Below are 23,588 nucleotides of genomic sequence, written 5' to 3' on the forward strand. Positions count from 1 at the left end.
TAGTAGCACTACTTTGTAGTGTAGTTCAATCTATTGATTAATTTGAAAATTCAGTCCGTTAATTTGACGCAATGGACTATTTAGGGAGCCTTATCTATTTGTAATCAAAAAATTAATTGTTTGCTTTTTAATGGATTAAATAGGAATACTTTAATCATATCTTTGGCTTCACGACATGGGGTAGAGCAAACTGTAGCAAAGGATTTGAGGCCTATTCAGGTTGAGTACATGCCATTTCAATGGCAGCTGAATTAATAATGCAAAAAAAGCAGGGGAGCGATTTCCAAGCCTGCTGCTTACGCACAAATGCTGTATCCTTTTTTCAAAAGAATCATTAAAAAATCAAACATTATTAATCTAAATCAAATGCTCCGACTAAATCAGTAGATACAGAAGGTACTTTTCGTTGTATTTTTACTTTAAAAAGCCCATGGCTCTTTAATGATGCCCCAACTTTAGGAGCATGATTTATATCAGAGTCTTGAGCACTTTCTGTGCTTCCATTCATTGTTAAACCATTATCTATTATTGGGATGTCAACGATTTCTAAGCCAGATTCTGAAAGAGTATCTATTTCCAATATGTTATCTATTTTAGGCTCATGATTCGTTTCTGAACTATTATCCATTTCGGAGTCCATCATTTTCTGAGGGCTTTTTTTAATGTTCAATTGTTTACTTAAATAATCAGCAAGTTCATTTTGGCCACTTGCAATCGCTTTATTACAAGCAATCCTTAGGGATTTTTTGTTGGGAGTGTTAACGGGAAGTTCACATAAGTACCGAGCAACTTGGGGATTTTTTAGCTTCACTGCCAAGATTAACCCCTCACCAACATCTCTTTGATTGAATGCATCCATTTTATTGGTGCATAAGTAAGCAACAATATCCAGTTTTCCATGTTCCACACCAAGAAGAAAAGAATGTTTTACAACCGATTTGCCTGGGGAATTCTGTTCCCAACGACAGAGGGTACTAAATAGTTCCACTTGCCCATGCTTGACAGCCCAATACATTGCTTGATTGATAACATGTCGAGTTGGTTTGTTTTTAATTGCCATAGAGCAAAAAAACTCAACTAGAGCTACCTTTCCTGTTTTTACAGCAGTTATAAATCCTTGATTTACCAAAGATTGATTGGGTGGATAAATGGATGAGTTATATAAATAGCTAATAATATCCTTGTGCCCATTAATGATTGCTTGTTCCAATGCTTTTTCAATAATTGCTTGCGGTAATTTTTCAGGTACATCGTGAAGGCATTGTACTATTGGTAAATGACCTAACTGACATGCCTTTACAAACGCTCGGTAGATCACGTTGGGCCGCGGGATATTGGTTGATAAAGTACAAAACCGTTGCATCGCGTCTAGCTGCATGGTGGTTGCCGCATGAGTAAATGCCTTTTCAATAGTTAACAGAGAGGGATAATGTTTATCTGAGTCCGCAATAAATAAGGCAATGTCCCAAAACTCTAATTCGATTGCCGAATTAAATAATTTATTTATCACGGATTGAGCAGGCATCTTGTTAGAAAAATTGTGAAAATATTGAACAACATTGAGTTTATTATGTGTAATTGCCTGATGAAGAATTTGAATCACTTCATCAGTAGATGGTTTATAATCGTAGGTATCTAAAAGGTATTTTATAATTATAACCTGGCCGTGCTCTGCTGCTTGGAGTATAAGGGTTGCAATTTCTTCTTCACTCAATTGCACTTTATTATATTGGCAGAGCCTTTCTACAAATTCCCATTGATTTGCTGTTGCCGCTGTAATTATTGCTTTGTTAAAAGTTTCTGGCGCGATTTGCTCTTGCAAAAGGGAGAGTAATCCTAGATTGCCATGTTTTGCTGCCTGAAGGAATATTGTTTTTCCATCATATTCTTTTTCTACCCAATCGAGCCGATGTATGGGATAACTTTCCAGTTTTTCAATAATTTGTTCCCTAATCGATTCATTATCGATGATCGCAAGAATTTCAATAAGAATACGTTCGTATTCGCTTACTCCATTTTCTGCTACTACAGGGGGCATAGATAATGATTCGATAAATGCATCCAGATCAAAAAATTCTCTATGAGAAAAAAAAGTAATTTCGGCAACCTTTGCCTGCAGAGCATATTTATTATTGAGATTGAATTTCTCTTGCGGTGAAATGAGATCAAATACAGCAAGTTTTCGAGTTGCATCAACCCAAATATCTTCGATAATATGATAGTGGTAGCGGCTGAATGGAAGTTCCTTTGATTGTTCCATGATACAATCATGGACTTGCTTTTTTATTTTTTCACTTTGTTGAGTAAGTATCCGATTACAATCTGGGTATTTCCTTAACTGACGCAACAATTTTTCATCTTCTAATAGAAGTGGATGATGCACAAGATTATCAATAATTGCTTGAAATACGAGTTGCGTCAACGGACTTTCTTTCTTTGGGAGCATCGAGAATAATGCCATTAATTGAAAAATAATTTCTGGATCAGAGGTATGTCTCGCCGTGAGTTGATGGATAAATCCAGTAATGTTTTTTTCATTAATGTATTCAAAAAGCATCGGCTTATAAGGCAATAGGTAAAATACAGCGCCTTCATTCTTGGATAGTAAGTATTGTGCCGTATGATCATCGATTAAAGCAGCGAAGATCTCTAGGACGTGAGGAGAGGATTCATGGGCAATATAATTAATAAGCCTGGGAATTTCATTGGTTACAATTTCTTGCTGGTTCAAGGTTTGTTTTAATGCTTCTAACCAGGTTAAATTTTCATGCTCTACTGAAGTGATTACCGCTGCAGTCAGAAAGGTCGCACCAAAAAGTTCGTGTAAGGCTAAAAAGTTCGCTGTTGTTAATGAAAATTCTAAAGATTGCGGTTTCGGTGGGATGCTCTGGAGTTCTTTCTCGCTCAGAATTCCATTTAGTGCATAGTGCTGAAATCCTCGTTCATCGCTACCTGTTTTCTGGGCTGCTTCTACAAGTAGTTTGGCCTCTGGGAAGCGACTAAGCAACGAATATAAATGAAAAACTTCATTGTCTTCTGAGTGCAAGGTAAATAAGTGATACTTAAGGAAATCATGAAGTAAGTAGCTTTGAAGAATTTGCTTTATGCTGACATGACGCTGCAATAGCCAGAGTATTAATGCAGCAAACTGTTCTGTGTCACCAACCCACTCCCTACATAAGCCAATGATTCCAAGGGGATTTTTTTGATTGGATAACTGTTTGCTTAAATCACCTAAATGGTCTTCAACTCGTTTCAGTGCTTCATTACGTTTTTGCTCACATAACCCAAGCTCAACCTGTTTCTGAATTTCAGGATGGTTTTTAAATAATATTTCATTTTGTTGATAAAAAGAAAGAGTATTTTCTCTGTCTTGATGCAATAAAGCGACAAATAATTCATTCAATTTGGCATTTTGATGGAAGTCTTCTTTTTGTGTTTTGGGCAGCAGATATTTTAAGGTGACTAAAAACAAAGAACACTGGTGATCCTCCGCGAATTGCAGGTTGCAAAACTCAAGATAATCCATAAATAGAATGTGTTTTTCTAACTTACTTTGGGCATCACCTGGTTCAAGGCCGGTTAATTTGGCAACCCGTGCTTCACTTAGAAGCAAGCGATTTATTTTTTTTGCTTGAGATTGTTCCGATTTGAGGAGGTCTTGCGATAGAGGTTGATCGACAAGATGCAACGATTTTTCATCGTCTTGAAACCAGTTAAACAGGTCGCTAATGATCATCTTTTGTTCCGACAGGATAACATAAAGATAAGATGTACCACAAATAATCTTGAGTCAAGATATTATTTATACTTTCAGAATTCAATTTGATCTTAGTGATGTTTAAATGAGGTCTTTATGAAAAAAAACAGTAACGGGTTAAAAATAAAGCAAATAAAATGGAGGCATGATACGAAGGAATTAAATATGAGGAGTAGCCTTATCAATGAACAGGGAGTGCTTGCTTCAAAAAAAACGATTTCATGATCGATTAAGAAGATGTTCCTAGCGATAATGTGTATTTAGTTATTCGATTACACCTATAAAATGATTCGAAGATGAACCAATGAATTAAGTCTGATTAACGGGTGCATAATCAGACTTGTGAGCAGACTAACACGAGGAGGTTAACCACATCCATGTGGTATAGCGTCTTCCATGATGCTGTAAACTTCCTTTTAAGACATCCATTGTCATTCCTCGTTTTGTTAAGCATAACAAAATGCTCTATATTATCATCGCCTTTTTATCTCATATTCGTGTAAGAAATCTCTCAAACTTGCGATAGACAAGTAATGGAACAAACTTCTCTAATCGATGCAGCATAATTTTTATATGAGATAAAATTTTTTAAGGCAAAGAGTTATATCAGAATTGGCATGGTTATACTTGAAACAATATTTCTAAAGCGCCATGATATCTAGGCAGCTTACCTACTGATAGGAAAAGATGTAACTCAACCTTGGTTGAGCGTCGCTACATTGCTGTGAATAAGAGAAGGATTCTTGTTATGAAATTACCCAACATAAGAATTTTCCATGCCATATTATTTGTATTTGGTTTGAATGGCGTAGTTCTTGCACACACTCATAAAAGTCACTGTCTCATGGTTGTAACGAACCAAAATGAAGGCGGCAGCAAAACAGCAAATAATGGTTATACGACACCCCAAGCGTTCTGGAATTTATATTATGATTTTACTGGAAATGGAGATGCGCAGTACCCTAAGGGCAAAATTAATATTTCTCAAACTTTATTCCAGTCAGAACTGAAAAAAAATAGTAATTTAACACAACAAGATAATGGTTCATTAATTCTATTTATTAATTCAACATTATATATTTATAACAGCGAGCATCAGTTAGAACTGGAACAATTGATGCGTACTGCCCCGAACTCCGGCTTCATAGAAATGACTGCCGTATCACATATTGGTCCTGCACTAATGTATCTTGCAAAAATAAAGGAAAATAGCGACAGCAATTGGAAGTCGCAAATGGAAATCTTACTCAAAGATGTTAAAGCAGTAAAAGAAATAAATGCGCAAACAGAAAATAACTGGTTGGAGCACGTGAATGCACCTGCTTGGAAACCTCATTTAACTTTAATTCATAATATGATTGATTATGCTTGTTCCATGGCAGGTAATTATATGAGTGAGGTTCTTCGCGGGAAACAAACATTTGATATGACCTCATTACAAAATAATTTCCTTGATGGGAATAACACATACCCAATACCTTATAATAATGTAATGGTTGGCACTTTTATGTTAACCGCCTTACAAAGTATGGATGAGCTTCATCGTAAAATAGCACAATTAAATATTGATTGGCCGAATGCAAAAGTAATCATTCGCTTTGTTGCTGGATCAAATGTTTCGGCGGGTGTGACTAAAGACAGTAATTGGTTGGTTTCTTTTGTTGAGGCACTTTCCAATAATACCTTACCATCCGATAGAGTTTATATAGCTCCTTATGCAGCGGTTAAATCTTCCTTAGGTGAAAAACAATTACCTCGCGCTGATTATGACTATTACAATAATATATGGGCATCGAGGCACAATCGCACAATTATCGCTAATAACGTCTTTACCAATATTCCCAGTATCTTTTTACCTGCTCGTCCCGCCATACCTGGTGATTATACTTATTCAAAACAACCGGAGATTAACGATTTTTTAATGCGCCTAAAATTTTCATTAGCTGAACCAACACAAATGCTGTCCAATACAGTTGGTTTTTGGATGGCTGGGGAGCTGGCTGCAAAGAGTTGGGATTACAATAAAATAAGCATTCCTGGCATTACTACTGGATTTCCGCAGGGCACATCTGCTTATCCCCAGGATAATCCAAGGATTCAATAGTGATTAAAAAATTACTGATAAGTATGACCTTTTTTTTAGTATTTCCAGTTTGGGTACAAGCAAAAGAGGTAATGCTTTCCCCATATCAATACTTAAAAACATCTGGCGCAAGAGATATGACGCCGTTTACGATTGATGGTTCTCAATATATCGCTGTGCCGCAATTAGCGCAGGATGTGCCTAATACTCCGGCAAATATGAATGGTGGTAATGCCGATATCGATGTGCTCATTTATAAGTGGATTGATCACAAGTTGATGCTGCATCAAAAAATCCCAGGACATGGTAATGAAGGGACTGCTTTTTTTAAAATCGCAAATCAAGCTTATCTTGCTACATCTTCAATACATTCAGGTACCAAAGCGCCATATAATTTGAATACCTATGCAAAATTATATCGCTGGGATGGCCACTATTTTTATCCAATTCAACAATTTTTTACTTATGCATCTAAAAGTGCTTATGCTTTTTCAATTGAAAAACGGCACTTCTTGGCATTTGCCAATGGAGTCGTTTTACCTGACAGTAAAATAACAAACAATACTGATTCAATGATTTATGAATGGAATGGGAAAAAATTTATTCCTTTTCAAACTTTTCCTACAAAGTGGGGTTATGGATGGGATTTTTTTTCGCTAGATGGTTCTTATTATCTAGCACTCACGGATCATGTGAATGCTTCAACTATTTATCGTTGGAATGGAACGAAATTTATTTTATTCCAAAGCGTTCCAAAGGGCGGTGGACGAGCATTTACTCATTTTACTATAGATGGAAAATTTTACTTGGCATACGCTAATCTTCTGAATTCGTCAATTATTTATCAGTGGGATGGTAAGCAATTTAAAGAGTTTCAAGTGTTAGAGGGTTTAGGAGGTCGAAATTTTGTATTCTTCTCGAATCATGGCAAACATTATTTATTTCGGATTAACTTTATTACGGGCTCTAGAACGACTCCGAGAACGAAATTATTATCCCAGTTGTATCAATGGAAAGATGGTAAATTTCAGGTACTACAAAGCATCACAACACATGGGGGAGTTAATGCTGCGGTTTTTACGGTTAATAGCCAGCATTACTTAGCTGTGGCTAATAGCTTAAGTGAGCAGTTACGATTTCGTACTGATAGTGTGATCTATAAAATAAACTTTGTTGACTCATAGAAGTCACAGGAAGGGCCTTAAGTTTTTTTGCATTTCTTTTAGTTCAGTTTGATCGAGAGGGAAATGAATTGTCCAAGGTTTTATTGGCAAGGGTATGGTATCTGTGCAGTAAGTTTTTAATGTTTTAGCTGAAATATCAATGTCAAATTCCTCTACAAGTACTTGGTGACCCTCTTCAAAGCTGGCCAAAACTTTTTCGGTGTATTCTGTACCCTCACTCGCTGAATATTTTAACTGTTTTGATTGAGCATCCCAAACCAATGATTTTCGGCCATGCTCGGTAACTATTCCAATAACTGTTTTTGCATCGCGTATCACAAGAATTTCCGGATGCCGTTCCAGTTTGAGTAAATTCATTGCTGCTTTTTCCTGACTTATTGGAGTCAAATCGGTCTGCATTAAGAGAAACCATCCTTTTCTTGTTTTTTTCTCAAGAACATGGATTGTATCAATAGGATAAAACTTAAATTCATCTTCGTTTTGAGGAATTGACTCATTTTTTCCCGTAATGAGTATCGGGAGGCGCGGAGCGGAGGATCCTAATCCGGGATCCAGGAGAAACTTTTGATCATCAATTTGAACTGTTAATATGAGATGAGTTGGGGGCATTTTAAGTACTTCAGATGCATTAGGTTTCGCTCCTAGAAGCACTCGCGCAGCACAGAATGAAACGGTATACCCCAGTTGTGATAATGCATCGGATAATAAACTAGCCGTTTGAAAGCAATATCCGCCATCTTGGGAAGAAAGTAACTCTTTATAACTAAAAAAAGACAAAGAATCTCTTTGGATAAGATGCTGTTTGGAAATTTTTCGTAACTCAAAATTTGAATATGGGAAAGTTCGGATATGAGCAGAATAGATTTTTCTTAAAAAATCAATTTTATCTTCACGTGAGGCATCAGTTAGTGAAGGAACAATAATTTTTATTTTTTTAAGGTAATCTTCTAAATTTATTTTTCCCATGATTAAAATGCTAAATAGAGTCTCAATTAATATAAAGTACTTAATATTTTTATTTAATTCCAGGGAATTCTTAAAAGATAGATAGGAAAATCCATCGTTCGTCTGGTGTTTGATCTATGGATGGAGGGCGGCGACTTATTATTATTTTTTATTTCCAGGCTCCGTGGACAAGTCACCGGAGTTAGTGCAGCTAAAGTATTTCTTTAGTAATGATTCGATCTATATTTTTCCTCATTTCCCGCCAACGAAGAAAAGAATTTAATTTTTTTCTTTTAAAGTTTATTTTGTTAATCAATCCTTAAGCTTCTCTGTTTTACACTGATAAAAAGTCGAAAGGAGATTACCATGTCAAACAAAAAACTAACTGAACGTTTAAATCAGGAGCTCGATGAGCTTGGTGTTCCTGCCTTAATGACCGAACGTGTACAGGTGTGCTCTAAATTATTCCAATTACCTAAATTTAAAATTGAAGCGCTGTTATATGGTGTGGCTTTGGATTCTAATTCCATGCAAAAAATAGCTAATGAGCTTGAGGTAAGTATGGATTGGTTGTATGGCGATGACAAAGGAAAAACAACTCACTAGGATAAATAGAGAGTAGCCTGAGTGCAAACAAAGCGTTGCGACTCGGGTTATTCTTTATCACTGTGTTAATAACTCATCGCGACTGAGGTTTGAGTCACAGCGATTCATCATGTAATATTTCCCACAAATTTGCTGCAATGATATGCTGCTGAAGGCGCATGTTTTGCTTGCATTTGGTTCTAAAAATTTCATTGAACTGAGTCAGTTTGCCTCAGAGTTGTAGCGATAACTATAAAGGACTGTGATCGCAATGTATTTATTAGTTTCGAAGAAATGATGGCTGCGTAATTTAACGTATTTTTGATTAATCACTAAATACAGCCACCTACACATTGAAGTTGAAAAAAAACCAGTTAAAATAATAACTTGCTTCTGGAAAACCTTAATTGAAAAATGCGCGGTATTTTCAGTAGTTGAAATTGACTCACAATTAAAGCTTTAATTGACTTTTTAAAAGGATTTTAAAAAATGCCATCAGGAACTTATTCTAGTGTAATGGAACATCTTCAAGCCTCTTCAGCTGCCCATAGAAATGCACAACGAGGAAATGCCGGCTTAGCGGTGACCCAATTAACAGTACAGGCAGGAATGCAACTTACTAACACAACAAGCCCTATTCCGTTAATCCCGATATCTTTTGCTCAGGTACTCAATTCCAGTTATGCTGTATGTCGGGCAGATACCCATATCAATGAAAAAGTCATTCAAGGACTTCAGGCTATTTTTTCGGCAGTTATATTAGGATTAGCAATAAGCCTAATGTTTCATGATCAAGATGTGGTTGGACAAGTTATGTACTTATTTCAACTTCTCTACAGTGCACTACTTCTTGTTTCATGGGGAGGCAGTGAAGTTTCAAAGGATTCCTCAATTTCTCCGGCGAAGGCAGTTGCTCCTCGTTTGCTTAAAGGCATAATTAAAAGTCAAGTTGAACACGATGAGGAGAAGGGGGAAGTGAGCGAGCAAGAAGAGGATTCAGGTAATGATGAGGAGATGCGTTTAGATACAATAAAAAACAAAAGCTCCTAATCCCAATGTGCAGAGGCTTTAGTATCGTCCACCGTTCACCAAGGCCCTAAAGAGGTCCTCAAGCTACAGGGTGCTTTGGGGGGCATTGGTGTCACCTAGCCTCAATCCAGTAAGCATGCTTTCAAATACTCCGAAATTATCGGAGTTTGATTTGGTATTAATTATGGGAAACATAATATGTTGGAAAAAAATGGCTCTTTTTTCAATTTCTTCGGCATAAATTTCTGCCACTAATTCGGGTTCATTTTTAAATTCGCCGCAACCCCAGGCGCCAAGGATTACATGAGTTTGTCCAGTAAGAATTAATGTATCCAACTGCGCTGCAATTCGTCGGCGCAAATCCTCTCTGTGTGCTTTTAAAGTGCCAGGGTCTTTTGATTGAGATTCCGCAAAATGTTCGGGAGCAGATGAGCGTAACTCATGAAAAGGAAAAACATTTGATGGAGTAAGAAACGTAAAGCTCATATCAGGGCTTGCAACTCCACCTGATGGATAGTCATCCACTGTTGCCGGTAGTAATATTTCCGGACCTCTAAAACATATTCTTGGTGCCTCGCTATGGAAGATTTTATAGACCTCTGGAGAACACAATGAGGGGCAACGTTCTCTTATAGTATCCCGCTCTTTTGCCGTCATTTTTCGTCTCGCTTCTACCAGTTCGGTTCCTTCTTTAGTATAAATAAACATATTGCTATTTTTCTTGTCTAATTTAACGATACTATCGATCAATGAAAGAGCACAGGTAGAGCGGAGCCACATATTTTCTTCTTGAGCGCTTCCTCCTTCCAAGACAGCACCTCCAGGATAAACCGAATTCGCCATATTCAATACAGAATATATTGTTCCATGCTTTTTGGTTGCTTCAAGAGTTGCAACTCCCCAATCTTTATAGACGACTTCCACTATTGATGGAGCCTCAGATTTTGTTTTTGCCCAAAGATCTAAATTAGTGATTGCTTGTTGTTGTAATTCCTTATATTTTTGCGTATTAGTAATCGTTTCTAAAGTTTGTCCCATACGTTGATAACGCCAACGTTCACCAGTAAGGCTTCCTCTAATGAGAGGGGGTTTATGGGATGCGTAAACATCGCGAACCGATGAATATGCTTCACGCGAAGGTATTTTTTTTGCGAAAAACCTTAACCTAGCTAACATAATTTAAATCCTTAATCTATTTTGCCCTGCTTATAATTAGGAAAACTTTAAGTGGGCAAACTCAATAGAATAGAGAGGCATCCATCTATTTTGTGTCAAAATGGAGTAGGATAATGAGGCTATCCTACTCTGATTGCCTCAAATCATTATAATGTATGAGAAGAATCCCTTAATTCTTCTAATGGTATTATCGATGGATTTGATTTAATTTGCCCCTCTAAATACTTAACTAGGGCTTCCTTATCCCCCGGCTTAATGCGACTGGGAAATGAAGTGACTTTTATAGTTTCAGTGGCACCATACATATTTCCCCATTCATTTAATTGTCCTATGAGAACTTGTGCATCGGCAAGAGTAGGTAATCGTTCGTTTTTGCGTATAAGTCCCATGTCTTTTGCTTTTGCATTCATTTCCTCATACTCCTCTGGAGATTCATAGAAAACGATATCCAGTGAAACAAGTTCAGGAGAAAAATCTGGATTTTGCCAATGTCTCACATGGGCCGGTTCATTAGAGCTCATTACCGATGATACAATACGCCCAGGACCACAAACTTCAATTACGCTATGCATGCGTTTGTTAACCTCGGATCGCCAATCATCTTTCACTGAAGCACCGATAATCCCAGTAATTTCATTATTATTTTCAGTCATCGTTACAATACTTTGATATCCTCGGACATCATCTTGGGGCATAGCATTGATCATTCTTTTATCGTAGCGCTTAAACATCTTTTCGTTTAAAAGCAGAAGCTTTTGTGGGGTCGTATATACCATTGGAAAGCTAGTAACGAAAATATAGCCTATTTTGGGAATTAACGATAAACCTACAGTATAAGGTTTTACTGTTTCTTTGCAGGGTGTAAAAGAGAGAAAATACCTACTGTCATTATCTCGAATATAGCTTACAATGTCATGCGAAGTAGCCTTCCTGCTTTCTTCAGATTTTCTGCCCACGCGATTTGTCTTCATTGTAGGAAGAACCTCATCTGTACCCTCGGTACCCCGGTATATCAGGCTGGCGCCGGTTGGTATGCTATCGCGAAGCAACTGAATCCTTTGGGTCCTTTCCATGGCTTTATATTTAAGGTACGTTGTATCCACCATTTTGAAGGTATGTCTAGTGTGGGATATCTCTTGATATACTATGGATGCAAACCCTTGTAGTGCTCTTTTAGCTCTCATATAGCTCTCCTCATGAACATGCATACAAAATCTTGATTAAAATAAGCCCATATGGCCATATTTTTATCATAGTGTATATCATTGAGAATTCAAGAAAACACCAAGTCGTGTCTTTTTTAGTCTTTAAAAGAGATGAAAACGATATTAACTCTTCGGATAGGGTGGCAATGTTTTTTTTCGCATCCCTTATGAATAAAGCGCTGCCTGTCGCCAAAAATCCAGTACCACCAGTAAAGGCTCCCGCAGTAGCCAAAAAACCTGCTCCAGTTATGGAAAAAACAACCCCAGTCACCAGAATTGCTGTACCAAGAATTATCATTGCCAGCAGATAAATCGTTCATGAGGGGATTCTCGCTATTGGCAAGAACAGAGGCATTTTCCGGTACACATGTACTAATTCTTCACGCTCCGACTCAGGAGGTGCGGTTAATAATTTCAGGGTTTGATGTATGTGTTGAATCAAAATCTGGTTGTGCTCCATCTGCATTTTTTAATGATGTTTTTGATAACCTACAACATCAATCGGTTCCGATTGCTCTATAAACGCATACTGAATCTCATCTCTATTGCGCCTATGAACATCACAAAAATGCAATGCCATTTTCAAGGAAGAATCGGTATAGCGAGAGAGCAATTCCTCTACAAAACCGCTGGAATATTTTGCTGCTCCATCGCGATGCAAATTCGCAGCATTGTTTGTGACGGTGGCTACAGAAACCGGCGACTTTACAATCTTTCCCTCAAGTGGTTTTGCATAAGTTTTAATTAATAAAGCCAGGAAATAGGTTTGAGCACATCAATACTGTTTTCTGGCTTCAATTTGTTGTGCATGATAATTAAGGGAGGTCATTATGCCTGATAGCGACTTCCTTGGGCTGAGCGCATTTCATTTAGTGCTTTTGATGAGCCTAAGAAACAGTGCATGGGCAGTATTCAACCCGGCTTTCAGAACCCCAGAGGAAAATCGAAACAAGAATGCCTTCAAAAGTGCTGAATGCATCTAAAGTAACCTTGTAGATCAGATAAGTTTCATTTTATACCTCAGGATTTTCTCTAATTCATTAAATGGATTATAGTAAAGGTACATAGAACAAGGAGTGTTTTATTATGATAAAAAAATCTCTTAAAAATTTGAGCGTCCTACTTATGCTTTCTTTTTCAATGCAAGCGTTTGCCGATGATACGATTAAGGTTCACGTAAAAACTAAAGAGAAAACAGCTGCTGCAATAGGTTTTACTGTAGGTGGTAAACGATCCGGGTCTCGGGGCAAAATCCATTCGAGTAAAGGACCTGCAAATAGGGAATATATTTTTGGCTATAGAAAAAACTCGACATTTGGCCCAGATGTTTTGTGTGGTTCTAAAGTGCTAACTAAAGACAGTACGGTGACGTTAGTGATTGCAAATGATCAGTGTTCTATTGTAGTCAATTAAATAGGCTAGGAATTATAGGGATAGCAGTTTTTGACAAAGGTTTCGCCAGAGTTCTTTTTATCGTGCGGCTACCCCTGCATCCTCGATCATTTGATCGTAAATTAAAACCAGAACAGAGCCTTGATGAACTTCCAAAATGATTTCAGGTAATTGAGTTCGATTAAAACAGGATGTTTTTCCTGGAAAGGAAAGTGGACTGTTATTGAGTTCCCATTGTAAACCTTTTGAGGATAGAGTTGCTTTAGGTATTCCTATTAATGAAATTTTTGTCTGAGTAGGTAACAAAAAATTCATCCTGGATTGTTCATGGAGAACGAAACCTCTTATGGGGGGAGCGTATAAAAGGCAGTTTGTTTCCATAAAGATATTTATGTTATTGAGTATATGATCCAAATACCCACCATTTATGCCAACGATGATGGCAGGTAATAAATCATTATTTTTTAAATAACACATTGCTTTTTGGTAGTCACTTTGATTTTGATCGGGTGAATGAAGAAAAGGGTGGTTTTCCAGAATCATTGGTTGGACAGAATCCAAATCTCCAGTAATTAATCGAGGATGGATTCCGCGTTCTAATAAACTGTTCGCAGCTCCATCAGCGGCAAAGACAGGTAAGTTCATTCTATTAAAAAAAAAGGATTCAGGTAAATCTCCATTGAGGCATAAAATAGACTGATATCCTGTTAAATTAATTATATCGTGCATCATAATGTCTTTTTAAGAGAATGAGTAGCAGGCTGACAATCAAACCCACTACATTTGAACTGATTACAAAGAAGGAATTCGTACTACTTCCATAAATAATCCATGCTACAGAACAAATGAGATAATTAATCAACATAATCATAGAGAGATCTTGAGTTGATTTGGTTTTTAAAGATTTGATAATTTGCGGTAACAAACCAATAAAAGATGTAATAAAAGCAACAATACCCGAAAATAAAACTATAGACACATTTTCCTCCGCTCAGACGAATGAGATCAGGTTCAAAGGGTTGGTTTTTCCTCTCAGCCGTAATTGGCACCCCCAATGTACAAATATTATTCTACCATGAAAGTGTTTTACACCAAAAGTAAATTTGGCAATGAGGTACTGTTTTCCTCTTCTGAGGATTTCTTTTGCTTGGTATGAGTCTCGTTTGTGATCCTATTTAGGTCATATGAACTAATTTTAATCCCATATAGTCGTTTTTTTTAATGAATGAATTAAATGCGATCTAAATTTTAATATAAAAAACACATTGTTAATATTTTGTTAATGTTAAGAGTGTAAAATTTTGCCCATAAATTAAACAATCAAGGGTAAATTATGGGTAAAGTAATTCTTATTCATGCTAATTGTAAAAATCCTACTGCAAAAGGTGATTATGCTTTTGCAGGTAATATGGCAAAGGATATAGTTCGTGAACTTGCCAAACAGGGAATAACGGATATTGATGTCGTTTTAGTGAGTACGCTTGATGGTATACCTCGATTTACAAGCATGTATGGCGCTCCTGTTGATGGTCGTGTATCCATAGAAGGTACCAGCGTTGGGCTGTCTCCTTTAGAGACGTTTGATGCAGTTGACAATACAGTCGTAGCTTTTATTGATGCTAACCGTTGTAAGCACGCTCCAGGAGATATTATCAAACGAGTTCTTTCTCCTGAAAGTAAATTTTTATTCGTAGGGAACGTGAACCAAATGGCTTTTTCCGATGTGTTCATGCAATCCCTCTATCGTATGCAAGCCAAGATCGATCAACCAAAACTCTATGACTCTTTTGATGATCGCGATATGTTGATTGGGAGTGCTGGTCTTGGATCAGATAGGTTAGGTATACCTTCGATTACCAAAGCAGAAGATTTACCTCCATTATCAATTTCCGATCAGGCAAAGGTTCCCACAGGTAATTATGGATTTATGTATCTTGCCGCAGTAGATTCTTCTAAGGATTATAAATTAATCGCACAGTATATTAAGTTAAGCGATCAAGATTCGTACATTCTTGTTGGGGAGTGGGGAAGTAAAAGGTCAGAAATTAGATATGCTTATGAACACGACTTGACAATGACTACTTCTAAGCCTCTGCCGGCAATTGAATACCATCAATCATTACCAAACGGGGTGATGCGTCAAACGGTTGCCCAGTCGTCAAGCTCATTGGTTTTATCAACCGGCGTTACCAGTACTCTGGAAGCGATGCGAGATAAAAAGCTGCCTTATTACCAAGATATGGATAATAATACAGAATTTGTTGCGGCTTACTTAATTGCAGTGAAGTCATTAGTTTCGAGTGATAGTACCTTATTCGGAGCATTACCTGGCATGATTATTGAGCTGTCAGACTTGCTTTTTGCAGCAAAACCATTAAGTCGTAAGGATATGGAACGTACCGATACTCTTTTAAAGATCGGTTCTGTAAGCTCAAGATTGGTGGAGCAGAACCAGAGTATTATGGATCACGCAAGTGGAAAAATTGCACCAAAACTTCTTACTTTTATCGGTGAGGGACGAAAAACGAAAGATCAAGTACAACTGGCTACAGTTTGTGCTTCGTTGCGTAAAACTGGTGAAATGGGAAGTCCGGTGCATGATCAAGCGTTAAGAAGAGCAGCTACCTGGGGACGTTTATTTGAACTCAAGGTATTGATTAAATCGATGTCAATATCTGATCTGGATAAAACAGATCCTACTTATGGACGTTCAGCACTTCATTGGGCTGTTGCTAGCAAAAACTTTGATTGTGCTCGTGCATTGGTTAAAGCTGGTGCCTCTTTAGATCTTCAGGATAAAGATGGACAAACTCCGTTGCACAAGGCGGTACAACATGGGGATAGACCGATGATTAAAATGCTTATTGAAGCTGGTGCATCTATAGATATTCCTGATAAATCGAGCCATAGTCCAATTGATTGTGCTCCGGATAGTGGTGTTCTATTATTTATCAATGATTGTCATTCTCATATACAGAAGGGTTCGCAAAATGTGTTGTAAACTTCTGGAATAAATCCCGTATTAATGCTTCACATTTTTACGGGATAAGTTGTGTCGAGCGACATAAAAGGCAGAAAATTATTTTCTACTTTTTATGTCGACTATGGTTGTTAGCCTTAAAATTTAATGACCGCTCGTCCAACAATGTCACCAGCTCTTAGCAAATCAAGATACTCGTTAACTTGTTCCAGATTGATTATATTAACCGTATGCTTTATCTTGCCTTGCGAAGCCAGAGCCAAGACTTCGCTTAAATCATTATAGTTACCCCAGAAAGAGCCATGATAGGTATATTCACGAGCCACTAATGGAAATAAAGGGATATCAATCCTGTCACCTACTAGGCCAACAGAAGCGTAATGTCCAGCAACTGACAAAAGCTCGAATCCCATACGAATCATCTCTGAGGCACCGGTACAATCAATGATGGCATCTAGTTCACCTTTTCCGGCGACTTTATTCAATTCAATGCGAATGTCTTGCGTCGATTTATCTTTGGTGCTAATCACGTAATCAGCACCGTATTCTTTAGCAATAGCTAGCTTATCGGGGTTTCGCGCAAAAGCAGCCACCGTTGCCCCTGCCCCTAATAACTTAGCATATTGCACTGCGTAAGTACCCAACCCACCAATACCCAATACCCCGAGTATCCGATTAGGACCTAAAGCTCCGGCTGTGAGTAATTTTTTAATGCCACGATAGGGTGTCAAGCCAGCATCAGTGAGTGGAGCAAGTTCTTCAGGTATTAAGTTTTTGTCTACTTTGATAAGATATTGAAATGGAACGGGTACAAAATCTGAATAACCTCCATAAGGACCGAAGCCAGGCCAACGACCGTGGCTGCATATTTGGGTATTACCATCATGGCAATGTCGGCAAAATCCATCTCCCCAGCCACCAACTACAACGACCTGATCTCCTTCTTTAAAGTGAGCGGCTGGCGGCACCAGGTTGCCAATTTTATGGATTATCCCAGCAATTTCATGACCGGGAGTAAGAGGAAGCGGTAAATCGGCATATTTTTGAAAGTAGGCATCCAGTAATTGCACATCGGTACGACACATACCAGCGGCTGTAACCTGAACAAGAATTTCATCTGCTTGGATATCGGGAATAGGGACTTCTTCAAGAATCAATGGCTTATGATAGTGGTGCATTCGTGCTGCGCGCATACGGCCTCCTTTTCTTCCAGAAATTAATAGAGTAAGAAATCTAATAAAAACAAGTATGCTTAAAAATCGCGGCTATATGATAATAAATTTTACAACAAGGATTATAATTGATCAAAAAAAGGAGAATTGCCCAGCTCATATAGCTCGCACTACTACAGACAAAACCAAAGAATAAGACAGTTAAAAAGCCAGCTTAAAGTGCTCCCAGTATTGGTTATAGAGCATGAGTGTTTCTTCTCCTACATCATGCTGGAATTGACCTTTTTCCATAATTGTTCTGGGTGGATAAATCATGGAATTGTCTTTAATAGTGGTAGGCAGTAAAGCTCTTCCTTTTGCATTAGTAATTCCATGTCCTTCTTTTAAAGCGATTTGTGCACTGGATTCTGCTTTAAGGATAAAATTAATAAATTGCAGGGCCTCTTTCAGATGAGGTGGATTTTTAGGAACAGCCAAACAGTCAACCCAGATAATAAAACCATCTTCAGGATAGACAAACCCAATTGCTTTATTCTCTTCATGTGCCTTGAATGCATCGCCATTCCATGCAGAACCAATCGTTGCATCTTCATCGATCATAATGGCCTGAATACTATCGCTCGCAAACAATTTAATATTGGGCACAAGTTGCAATAAATGTTCATAGGCTTTTTTAATATGCTCTGGATTTGTATCATTAGGATCAAAGCCAAGGCTCATTAGGGCAATTGCAAAAATTTCGCGGGAGTCATCCAAAAGCATCAGCTGATTGTGCCATTTGGGGCTCCACAATTCCTTCCAGGTTTTAGGTCGCGTGGTTACTCTATCATGATTAAAAAAGATGCCGGTTGCGCCCCATATAATTGGCACACTGTAGCGGTTACCCGGATCATAATTATTGTTCACGAAGCGTTCATCAAGATTGCTCATATTGGGCAGTTGCTTGTGATCAAGCCGCTCTAACATCCCTTGGCGTTTCATGCGTTCAACAAAATAAGCAGAGGGAAGGATTACATCATATGCAGTGTGCTGACTTGCCTTTAGCTTGGCATACATGGTCTCATTACTGTCATAGGTAGAAAAATTAACTTTAATTCCAGAATCATGTTCAAACTGTTGAATCAACTTTTTGGGAATTTCTCCTCCCCATGCATATACATTAACAATAGGGGCAGAAAATGATTTAAAAGCCAAAAAGACCAACACGAATAAAAAATAATTCATACTTGTTTCCCGGAGAGACGATGAGAAATGATCACCAAAATCATGGATAAAACAAAGGTAATAGAACATAAAGCGTTAAGTTCTGGTGTAACTCCTGCACGTACCAATGAATAAATAGTCAAAGGCAGAATGGAAAAATCAGGTCCCGCTACAAAATAACTGATGATGACGTCATCAAAAGACAAAGTAAAACTTAAAAGAAAAACACTGAGTACTGCTGGCCATAGTAAAGGCAGTAAAATTCGTGTTAACGCAGTATAATGGCTCGCCCCCAGATCTAACGCGCCAAAATAAATAGTGGGATTTAAAGTATTGATCCGCACATTAATCGTGACAATGACAAAAGGAATACAAAAAGTAACATGAGCAATTAATAAGCTTAAAAATCCCATGGGTACTTTGGTGATATTAAAGAAAATTAATAAGCCAACACCAAGAACCAAATCAGGAATAATAATCAGTGATAGTAAGACGGCATATAAAATCTGGCGATGTTTCGAGCGAAATAAAAATAAATGGATGGATGCCAACAAACCTATAATGGTTGCAATCAATGCAGAGGCAAGTCCCAACATGATGGAATTAAAAAAGGCAGTCCACAAGCCGCGGTCATGGAATAATTCATCATACCACTTTAAAGAAAAGCCATGCCATTGAAGGGAAAATTTTGCATCGTTAAATGAATATAAAACCAATACTGCGATTGGAACATAAAGTGAGGCATAAACAAAAAAAAGAAAAAGACGTTTCACTAAGGAGTTCATTGCCCCCCCCTCTTCTTCTGACCTCGAAAAATAAGAAACAATAAGAGCAGCAGTATGGTGAGCAAGACGCTGGTGGCAGAGCCTTGAGGCCAATCACTTAAGACGAGAAACTGATTTTGAATTAAATTGCCCACTAAAATGGAACGTGCCCCTCCCAAAACATTAGGAATGTAAAATAAAGTCATTGCAGGCAATAGAACTAACAAACAGCCTGATAAAATACCTGGGGCTGTATTAGGCAAGAAGACTCGAGTAAAGATAGACCACCTGTTTGCCCCTAAATCTTTCGCTGCTTCGAATAAGCGGAAATCAAAGCGCTCCATATTCGTGAAAATAGGCAGCACCATAAAAGGAAACAGATTGTAAACCAAGCCAATAATCACGGCAAAATTGGTATAAAGTAACGAGAGGGGCTCATTAATTAAATGTAATTTGAGTAAGAGGGTGTTTAAAAGGCCTTTATACTTCAAGATGGCAATTAAAGAGTAAGTTCTTATTAAGGAACTTGTCCAAAAGGGAATGATAATCAATAACAAAAAGATGGATTGATGTTTTGATTTAATCATTAAATAGCTAAATGGATAGGCAATGAACAAACATAACAGTGTTGCAATCGATGCAATAAGTAAAGAGCGGAAGTAAATTTTTGCAAAGACAGGAGTAAATAAAGTTGCATAATTTTCCACGGTAAAAGGTAACGCAACAAGATGCATACTGTCTTTAGAAAGAAAGCTGGCGACAAGCATCATGCATAGAGGAATAAGGCCAAAAACAATTAACCAAAAATACAGTAGGTACAGTGGAAAAGATCTAGCCTTCATAAGGTAATAAAACCTCCCAGCCTGGTAACCATTGCACCCACACTTCTTCTGAAAGTGTGTATTCCAATTTATCATCGTCCTCATCAAAAAATTCTGAGGCGTTAATTATTTTTCCTGATGAAAGAGCAACTTTGAGATCAACGGTGGAGCCTTTATAAATAATATCTACAATTCGACCAGGAAGCATTCCTTCAGGGCTCTCAACTTCAGATAAACTCCAGACCCTGATATCTTCTGGGCGTACTATCAAATGCAGCTTATCGCCGATGTCATAATTGCCGCTATTCTTACAAAGTAGAGGGATATTTTCGATAAATGTGGTCAGATTATGATCGTGCAACGAATGCACGTGTACATCAAATATATTGGCCTCACCAATAAACATTGCAACGTAGCGATTTGCAGGCGTTTCATAAACACATTTAGGCGTTCCTATCTGTTCAATGTGCCCGTGATTGAAGACTACAATACGGTCCGACATCGATAATGCTTCTTCTTGATCATGGGTAACAAAGATAAAAGTCATATTCAGTGCTTTCTGCAATTGTTTTAATTCGGATTGCATGGCTTTTCTTAGTCTGTAGTCGAGAGAACTTAATGGTTCATCCAATAATAGTACTTGCGGTCTGTTGATAATTGCTCGTGCAATAGCTACTCGTTGTTGTTGTCCTCCACTTAATTGCTTTACATTTCGCTCTGAAAAACCTTCAAGTTGTACCAGTTTTAATGCATCAATAACACGCTCTTGAATTTCCTGATCAGGAACTTTCTTACACCGTAAAGCAAAAGCCACGTTCTCATAAACGGATAAATGAGGGAAAAGAGCATAACTTTGAAATACCGTATGGACGTCTCTTTTTTGTGGAGGTAATCGGCTAACACATTGTTCATTGATATAGATTTCACCTTGTGTGGGGTATTCAAAACCAGAAATAAGACGTAGCAATGTGGTTTTCCCGCAACCGGAAGGACCAAGCAACGTTAAAAATTCACCATGATGAACGCTTAAGGATACATCATTCAAAATGGGAGTATTGCCATATGCTTTGTAAACATTTCTAATTTCAATGAGTGGTGTTGTCATGTGCAATGTATGAAAAAGTATAATTATCATCACTGTCGGAGGTCTTGTCCAGCACGTTTCTCTTTAAGAGGGTATATACTCCTGGTCATTGTGTGCTTTTATTAGTCAAAGAGTAATGTTTTTTTATCTGTTCAAATGGTTTTTTTCTTAGGATAATGGAACCGCAATGTGAGTTTGGTAAAAAATTTTCTCTCCAAATTGACGTTAGAGTAGGTTTATTAATCCTTAAAGACACGTTCCTTGAGGATGTTTTTTCAGATAAGGAATAAAAAATGAGAAAAATTACTTTGTTAATCATGGGATTGGCACTAACTGGTTTGGCAATAGCGGAAAGTGCCCCCAAAGAAGAGGTGCGTCATATTGTGACGCTCAATGGCCTAACTCAAGGCGATGGACGATATATCCGCACCGATGTTGTTGAAAACGGTCAATATAAATTTGGATATTATTTTTGTGGAACTCGCCATAGCGTAGTATATGGTGATATCGTTTTCGCTGATGAAGTGGGTGATTCATATCATGTGGAACGAACTATTAAATTTTCGATTTGCCAGAATGAAACTTTAACTGAATGCCAGGAATTTGCCTCTGATCATTTTACTATTTTTAAGAATAAAGAGGGTTATTTAGAAACCGACAGCCGTCCTGTTTTACCTATTAGTGTTGCAACAGAAAAAGATACCTTTAAAGCATGTCAGCCTAATCCAGATGAGGATAATCGGATGAAGAAAGTAATACATGCGGGAAGTAATTATCTGATTCGCAAAGGTTAATTGGAGTAGCCTGGGTGCAGCGCAGCGTAATCCGGTATGTGGGGTGAGTTTTTTAATCTCGGATTACCCTGCGCTCAGGTTATCTCAATCCTTTAGCCCATCATCGCAATTTTTTTTGGGGATCTAGAGCAAAAGCGAAGAGATTTTACTATAATGCTCCGCTACTTTTTATAAAACGAATATTATGTCTCAATCTAGAACCTCTATTTTACTTATTGGATTATTGTCAGCTTTTTCGTTACTTACCTTTGATCTTTATCAACCCTCGCTGCCTTATATCACTAAATTTTTTGCTACAACACATAGCCTAAGCCAATTAACCTTAAGTATTTATTTGGTTATATTTGGCGTCACTCAATTACTTTGGGGGCCGTTAATCGATCATTTTGGCCGACGTCGCTTATTGCCGGGTAGTTTAGTGATTGCTGTGCTTGCCAGTATCATATGTGCTCTTGCACCCAATATTTGGGTGCTTATTCTAGGTAGGTCTTTACAGGGATTTGCATTGTGCTGCGCTAACTTAGTTGCTTTTTCAATTTCGCGAGATTTTGAAGATACTGCGGAACGAGCCAAGGTCTTATCCTATGTTTCTATGATTGTTTCAATATCTCCGATCCTTGCTCCTGTGCTTGGTTCTCTTATCTTTACCTATTATGGCTGGCAAGCTAACTTTATGTTAATGGCTCTGATCGGAATCGTACTCTTGCTTCAGTCGCGCAAAGGATTATTTGAATCGCCATTTTGGAGTCAACCCAAAGAACCTTTTCTCGTAAAAAAAATAATCAAAGCATATCAAGAGATCATTCCATCCCCTTCTTTATGGAGTGGTTCGTTTATTATGATGTTTAGTTTTGCGGCAGTAATGCTTTCGGTGATTAATTCATCCTATATCATAATTGATCAATTTGGTTTTTCGCCCTTAGTGTATGGTATTATTTTTATTATCAATGGCTTAAATATTATCGTTGGAAATTATTTAGGCATTTGGCTTCGTAAATATTTCAGCATGGCTGCAACCATTTATCTTGGTAGTTGGTTCATTATTACCGGTGGTTTTGCGATGTTATTATGCGCAACCCTTTATGAATTCAATTTGTATTCTCTATCTTTTGCATTAATTTGCAATTTAGGGATTAGTTTAACTGCACCTGCTACTATGTCGATTATGCTTGCCGATTATAAGGAAAACACCGGCCTTGCACTCGCCATAATTCATACTGTACGCATGTTTGGTTCATCTGTACTAACCATCTTAAGTGCCTATCTGCTCATGCAAACACTCAATGCTTTGCCTTTGGGGTTAATTGCTTGTGGGCTTGGAGCACTTTATAGTTCCTGGCATTTTAATCGTTTAACAGCCGAATCTGATGACTCAGAACTGGATGGGGCGGAAGCAGCTTAGCTCTGTTTC

Annotated in this window: 21 protein-coding genes and 1 riboswitch; of the genes, 9 read left to right on the forward strand and 12 right to left on the reverse strand. The window is 37.8% G+C overall.

What is annotated here, in order from left to right:
• Positions 1-352: 352 nt before the first annotated feature.
• Positions 353-3,739 carry an ankyrin repeat domain-containing protein gene (locus Lpar_RS07595; RefSeq protein ID WP_058517376.1) on the reverse strand — a complete coding sequence of 1,129 codons (3,387 nt, stop codon included), beginning with the start codon at positions 3,737-3,739 and terminating at the stop codon, positions 353-355.
• 769 nt (positions 3,740-4,508) lie between these two features.
• Here Lpar_RS07595 and Lpar_RS07600 point away from each other — a divergent pair.
• Together Lpar_RS07600 and Lpar_RS07605 are read left to right on the forward strand one after the other, a co-directional pair.
• Positions 4,509-5,864 carry a DUF5624 domain-containing protein gene (locus tag Lpar_RS07600; protein ID WP_058517377.1) on the forward strand — a complete coding sequence of 452 codons (1,356 nt, stop codon included), beginning with the start codon at positions 4,509-4,511 and terminating at the stop codon, positions 5,862-5,864.
• The gene (locus Lpar_RS07605) at positions 5,864-7,027 is read left to right on the forward strand and encodes a hypothetical protein (RefSeq protein ID WP_058517378.1); all 1,164 of its coding nucleotides are present in this window, start codon (positions 5,864-5,866) and stop codon (positions 7,025-7,027) included. Before Lpar_RS07600 ends, Lpar_RS07605 begins: the two co-directional genes overlap by 1 nt.
• Positions 7,028-7,030: 3 nt before the next feature.
• Here the strand turns inward: Lpar_RS07605 and Lpar_RS07610 are convergent, their stop codons facing one another.
• On the reverse strand, positions 7,031-7,993 hold the full coding sequence (locus Lpar_RS07610; protein ID WP_058517379.1) for an arylamine N-acetyltransferase family protein: 963 nt from the start codon (positions 7,991-7,993) through the stop codon (positions 7,031-7,033).
• Positions 7,994-8,338: 345 nt separating this feature from the next.
• Here Lpar_RS07610 and Lpar_RS07615 point away from each other — a divergent pair, with 345 nt between their 5' ends.
• Positions 8,339-8,578 (forward strand): hypothetical protein, encoded by a 240-nt coding sequence (locus Lpar_RS07615; RefSeq protein ID WP_058517380.1) that lies wholly within the window; start codon positions 8,339-8,341, stop codon positions 8,576-8,578.
• A 468-nt stretch (positions 8,579-9,046) separates the two neighbouring features.
• On the forward strand, positions 9,047-9,607 hold the full coding sequence (locus tag Lpar_RS07620) for a hypothetical protein (RefSeq protein ID WP_058517381.1): 561 nt from the start codon (positions 9,047-9,049) through the stop codon (positions 9,605-9,607).
• Between the two features lie 63 nt (positions 9,608-9,670).
• Here the strand turns inward: Lpar_RS07620 and Lpar_RS07625 are convergent, their stop codons facing one another.
• Together Lpar_RS07625 and Lpar_RS07630 are read right to left on the reverse strand one after the other, a co-directional pair.
• A complete protein-coding gene (locus Lpar_RS07625; protein ID WP_058517382.1) occupies positions 9,671-10,762 on the reverse strand; it encodes a poly(ADP-ribose) glycohydrolase domain-containing protein in 1,092 nt (363 codons plus the stop codon).
• A gap of 146 nt (positions 10,763-10,908) precedes the next feature.
• Positions 10,909-11,946 carry a hypothetical protein gene (locus Lpar_RS07630; protein WP_058517383.1) on the reverse strand — a complete coding sequence of 346 codons (1,038 nt, stop codon included), beginning with the start codon at positions 11,944-11,946 and terminating at the stop codon, positions 10,909-10,911.
• 167 nt (positions 11,947-12,113) lie between these two features.
• Here Lpar_RS07630 and Lpar_RS19205 point away from each other — a divergent pair, with 167 nt between their 5' ends.
• Positions 12,114-12,278: a hypothetical protein gene (locus Lpar_RS19205; protein WP_237759363.1), complete on the forward strand. Its 165-nt coding sequence runs from the start codon at positions 12,114-12,116 to the stop codon at positions 12,276-12,278.
• Positions 12,279-12,436: 158 nt separating this feature from the next.
• Here Lpar_RS19205 and Lpar_RS19210 read toward each other — a convergent pair whose 3' ends face one another.
• Positions 12,437-12,628 carry a hypothetical protein gene (locus Lpar_RS19210; protein ID WP_058517384.1) on the reverse strand — a complete coding sequence of 64 codons (192 nt, stop codon included), beginning with the start codon at positions 12,626-12,628 and terminating at the stop codon, positions 12,437-12,439.
• 425 nt (positions 12,629-13,053) lie between these two features.
• On the opposite strand from Lpar_RS19210, the gene Lpar_RS07640 reads away from it, so the two are divergent.
• A complete protein-coding gene (locus Lpar_RS07640; protein ID WP_058517385.1) occupies positions 13,054-13,380 on the forward strand; it encodes a hypothetical protein in 327 nt (108 codons plus the stop codon).
• A 57-nt stretch (positions 13,381-13,437) separates the two neighbouring features.
• Here the strand turns inward: Lpar_RS07640 and Lpar_RS07645 are convergent, their stop codons facing one another.
• Both Lpar_RS07645 and Lpar_RS07650 read right to left on the reverse strand, forming a co-directional pair.
• Positions 13,438-14,088 carry a thiamine diphosphokinase gene (locus Lpar_RS07645; protein ID WP_058517386.1) on the reverse strand — a complete coding sequence of 217 codons (651 nt, stop codon included), beginning with the start codon at positions 14,086-14,088 and terminating at the stop codon, positions 13,438-13,440.
• On the reverse strand, positions 14,072-14,338 hold the full coding sequence (locus Lpar_RS07650) for a SemiSWEET family sugar transporter (RefSeq protein ID WP_058517387.1): 267 nt from the start codon (positions 14,336-14,338) through the stop codon (positions 14,072-14,074). The genes Lpar_RS07645 and Lpar_RS07650 overlap by 17 nt, the downstream gene beginning before the upstream one ends.
• Positions 14,325-14,422: riboswitch (TPP riboswitch) on the reverse strand. It overlaps the preceding gene by 14 nt.
• 270 nt (positions 14,423-14,692) lie before the next feature.
• Between Lpar_RS07650 and ankY the strand changes: the two genes are divergently transcribed.
• Complete coding sequence (gene ankY, locus Lpar_RS07655) at positions 14,693-16,360, forward strand: Dot/Icm T4SS effector AnkY/LegA9 (RefSeq protein ID WP_058517388.1); 1,668 nt, start codon at positions 14,693-14,695, stop codon at positions 16,358-16,360.
• Positions 16,361-16,476: 116 nt separating this feature from the next.
• On the opposite strand, the gene Lpar_RS07660 is transcribed toward ankY, so the two are convergent.
• From Lpar_RS07660 to potA, 5 genes are all read right to left on the reverse strand, one after another.
• The gene (locus Lpar_RS07660; protein ID WP_058517389.1) at positions 16,477-17,532 is read right to left on the reverse strand and encodes a zinc-binding dehydrogenase; all 1,056 of its coding nucleotides are present in this window, start codon (positions 17,530-17,532) and stop codon (positions 16,477-16,479) included.
• A 180-nt stretch (positions 17,533-17,712) separates the two neighbouring features.
• Complete coding sequence (locus tag Lpar_RS07665) at positions 17,713-18,735, reverse strand: ABC transporter substrate-binding protein (RefSeq protein ID WP_058517390.1); 1,023 nt, start codon at positions 18,733-18,735, stop codon at positions 17,713-17,715.
• The gene (locus Lpar_RS07670) at positions 18,732-19,499 is read right to left on the reverse strand and encodes an ABC transporter permease subunit (RefSeq protein WP_058517391.1); all 768 of its coding nucleotides are present in this window, start codon (positions 19,497-19,499) and stop codon (positions 18,732-18,734) included. The genes Lpar_RS07665 and Lpar_RS07670 overlap by 4 nt, the downstream gene beginning before the upstream one ends.
• Positions 19,496-20,320, reverse strand: a complete 825-nt coding sequence (locus Lpar_RS07675; RefSeq protein WP_058517392.1) for an ABC transporter permease — start codon at positions 20,318-20,320, stop codon at positions 19,496-19,498. The genes Lpar_RS07670 and Lpar_RS07675 overlap by 4 nt, the downstream gene beginning before the upstream one ends.
• Entirely contained in the window at positions 20,310-21,404 is a 1,095-nt protein-coding gene (gene potA, locus Lpar_RS07680) for a spermidine/putrescine ABC transporter ATP-binding protein PotA (RefSeq protein WP_058519204.1), read from the reverse strand. The genes Lpar_RS07675 and potA overlap by 11 nt, the downstream gene beginning before the upstream one ends.
• A 272-nt stretch (positions 21,405-21,676) precedes the next feature.
• On the opposite strand from potA, the gene Lpar_RS07685 reads away from it, so the two are divergent.
• On the forward strand, positions 21,677-22,177 hold the full coding sequence (locus Lpar_RS07685) for a hypothetical protein (protein WP_058517393.1): 501 nt from the start codon (positions 21,677-21,679) through the stop codon (positions 22,175-22,177).
• 184 nt (positions 22,178-22,361) lie between these two features.
• Complete coding sequence (locus Lpar_RS07690) at positions 22,362-23,579, forward strand: multidrug effflux MFS transporter (protein WP_058517394.1); 1,218 nt, start codon at positions 22,362-22,364, stop codon at positions 23,577-23,579.
• Positions 23,580-23,588 lie beyond the last annotated feature (9 nt).

Origin of the sequence: Legionella parisiensis (assembly GCF_001467945.1) — a bacterium.
Lineage (GTDB): Bacteria > Pseudomonadota > Gammaproteobacteria > Legionellales > Legionellaceae > Legionella > Legionella parisiensis.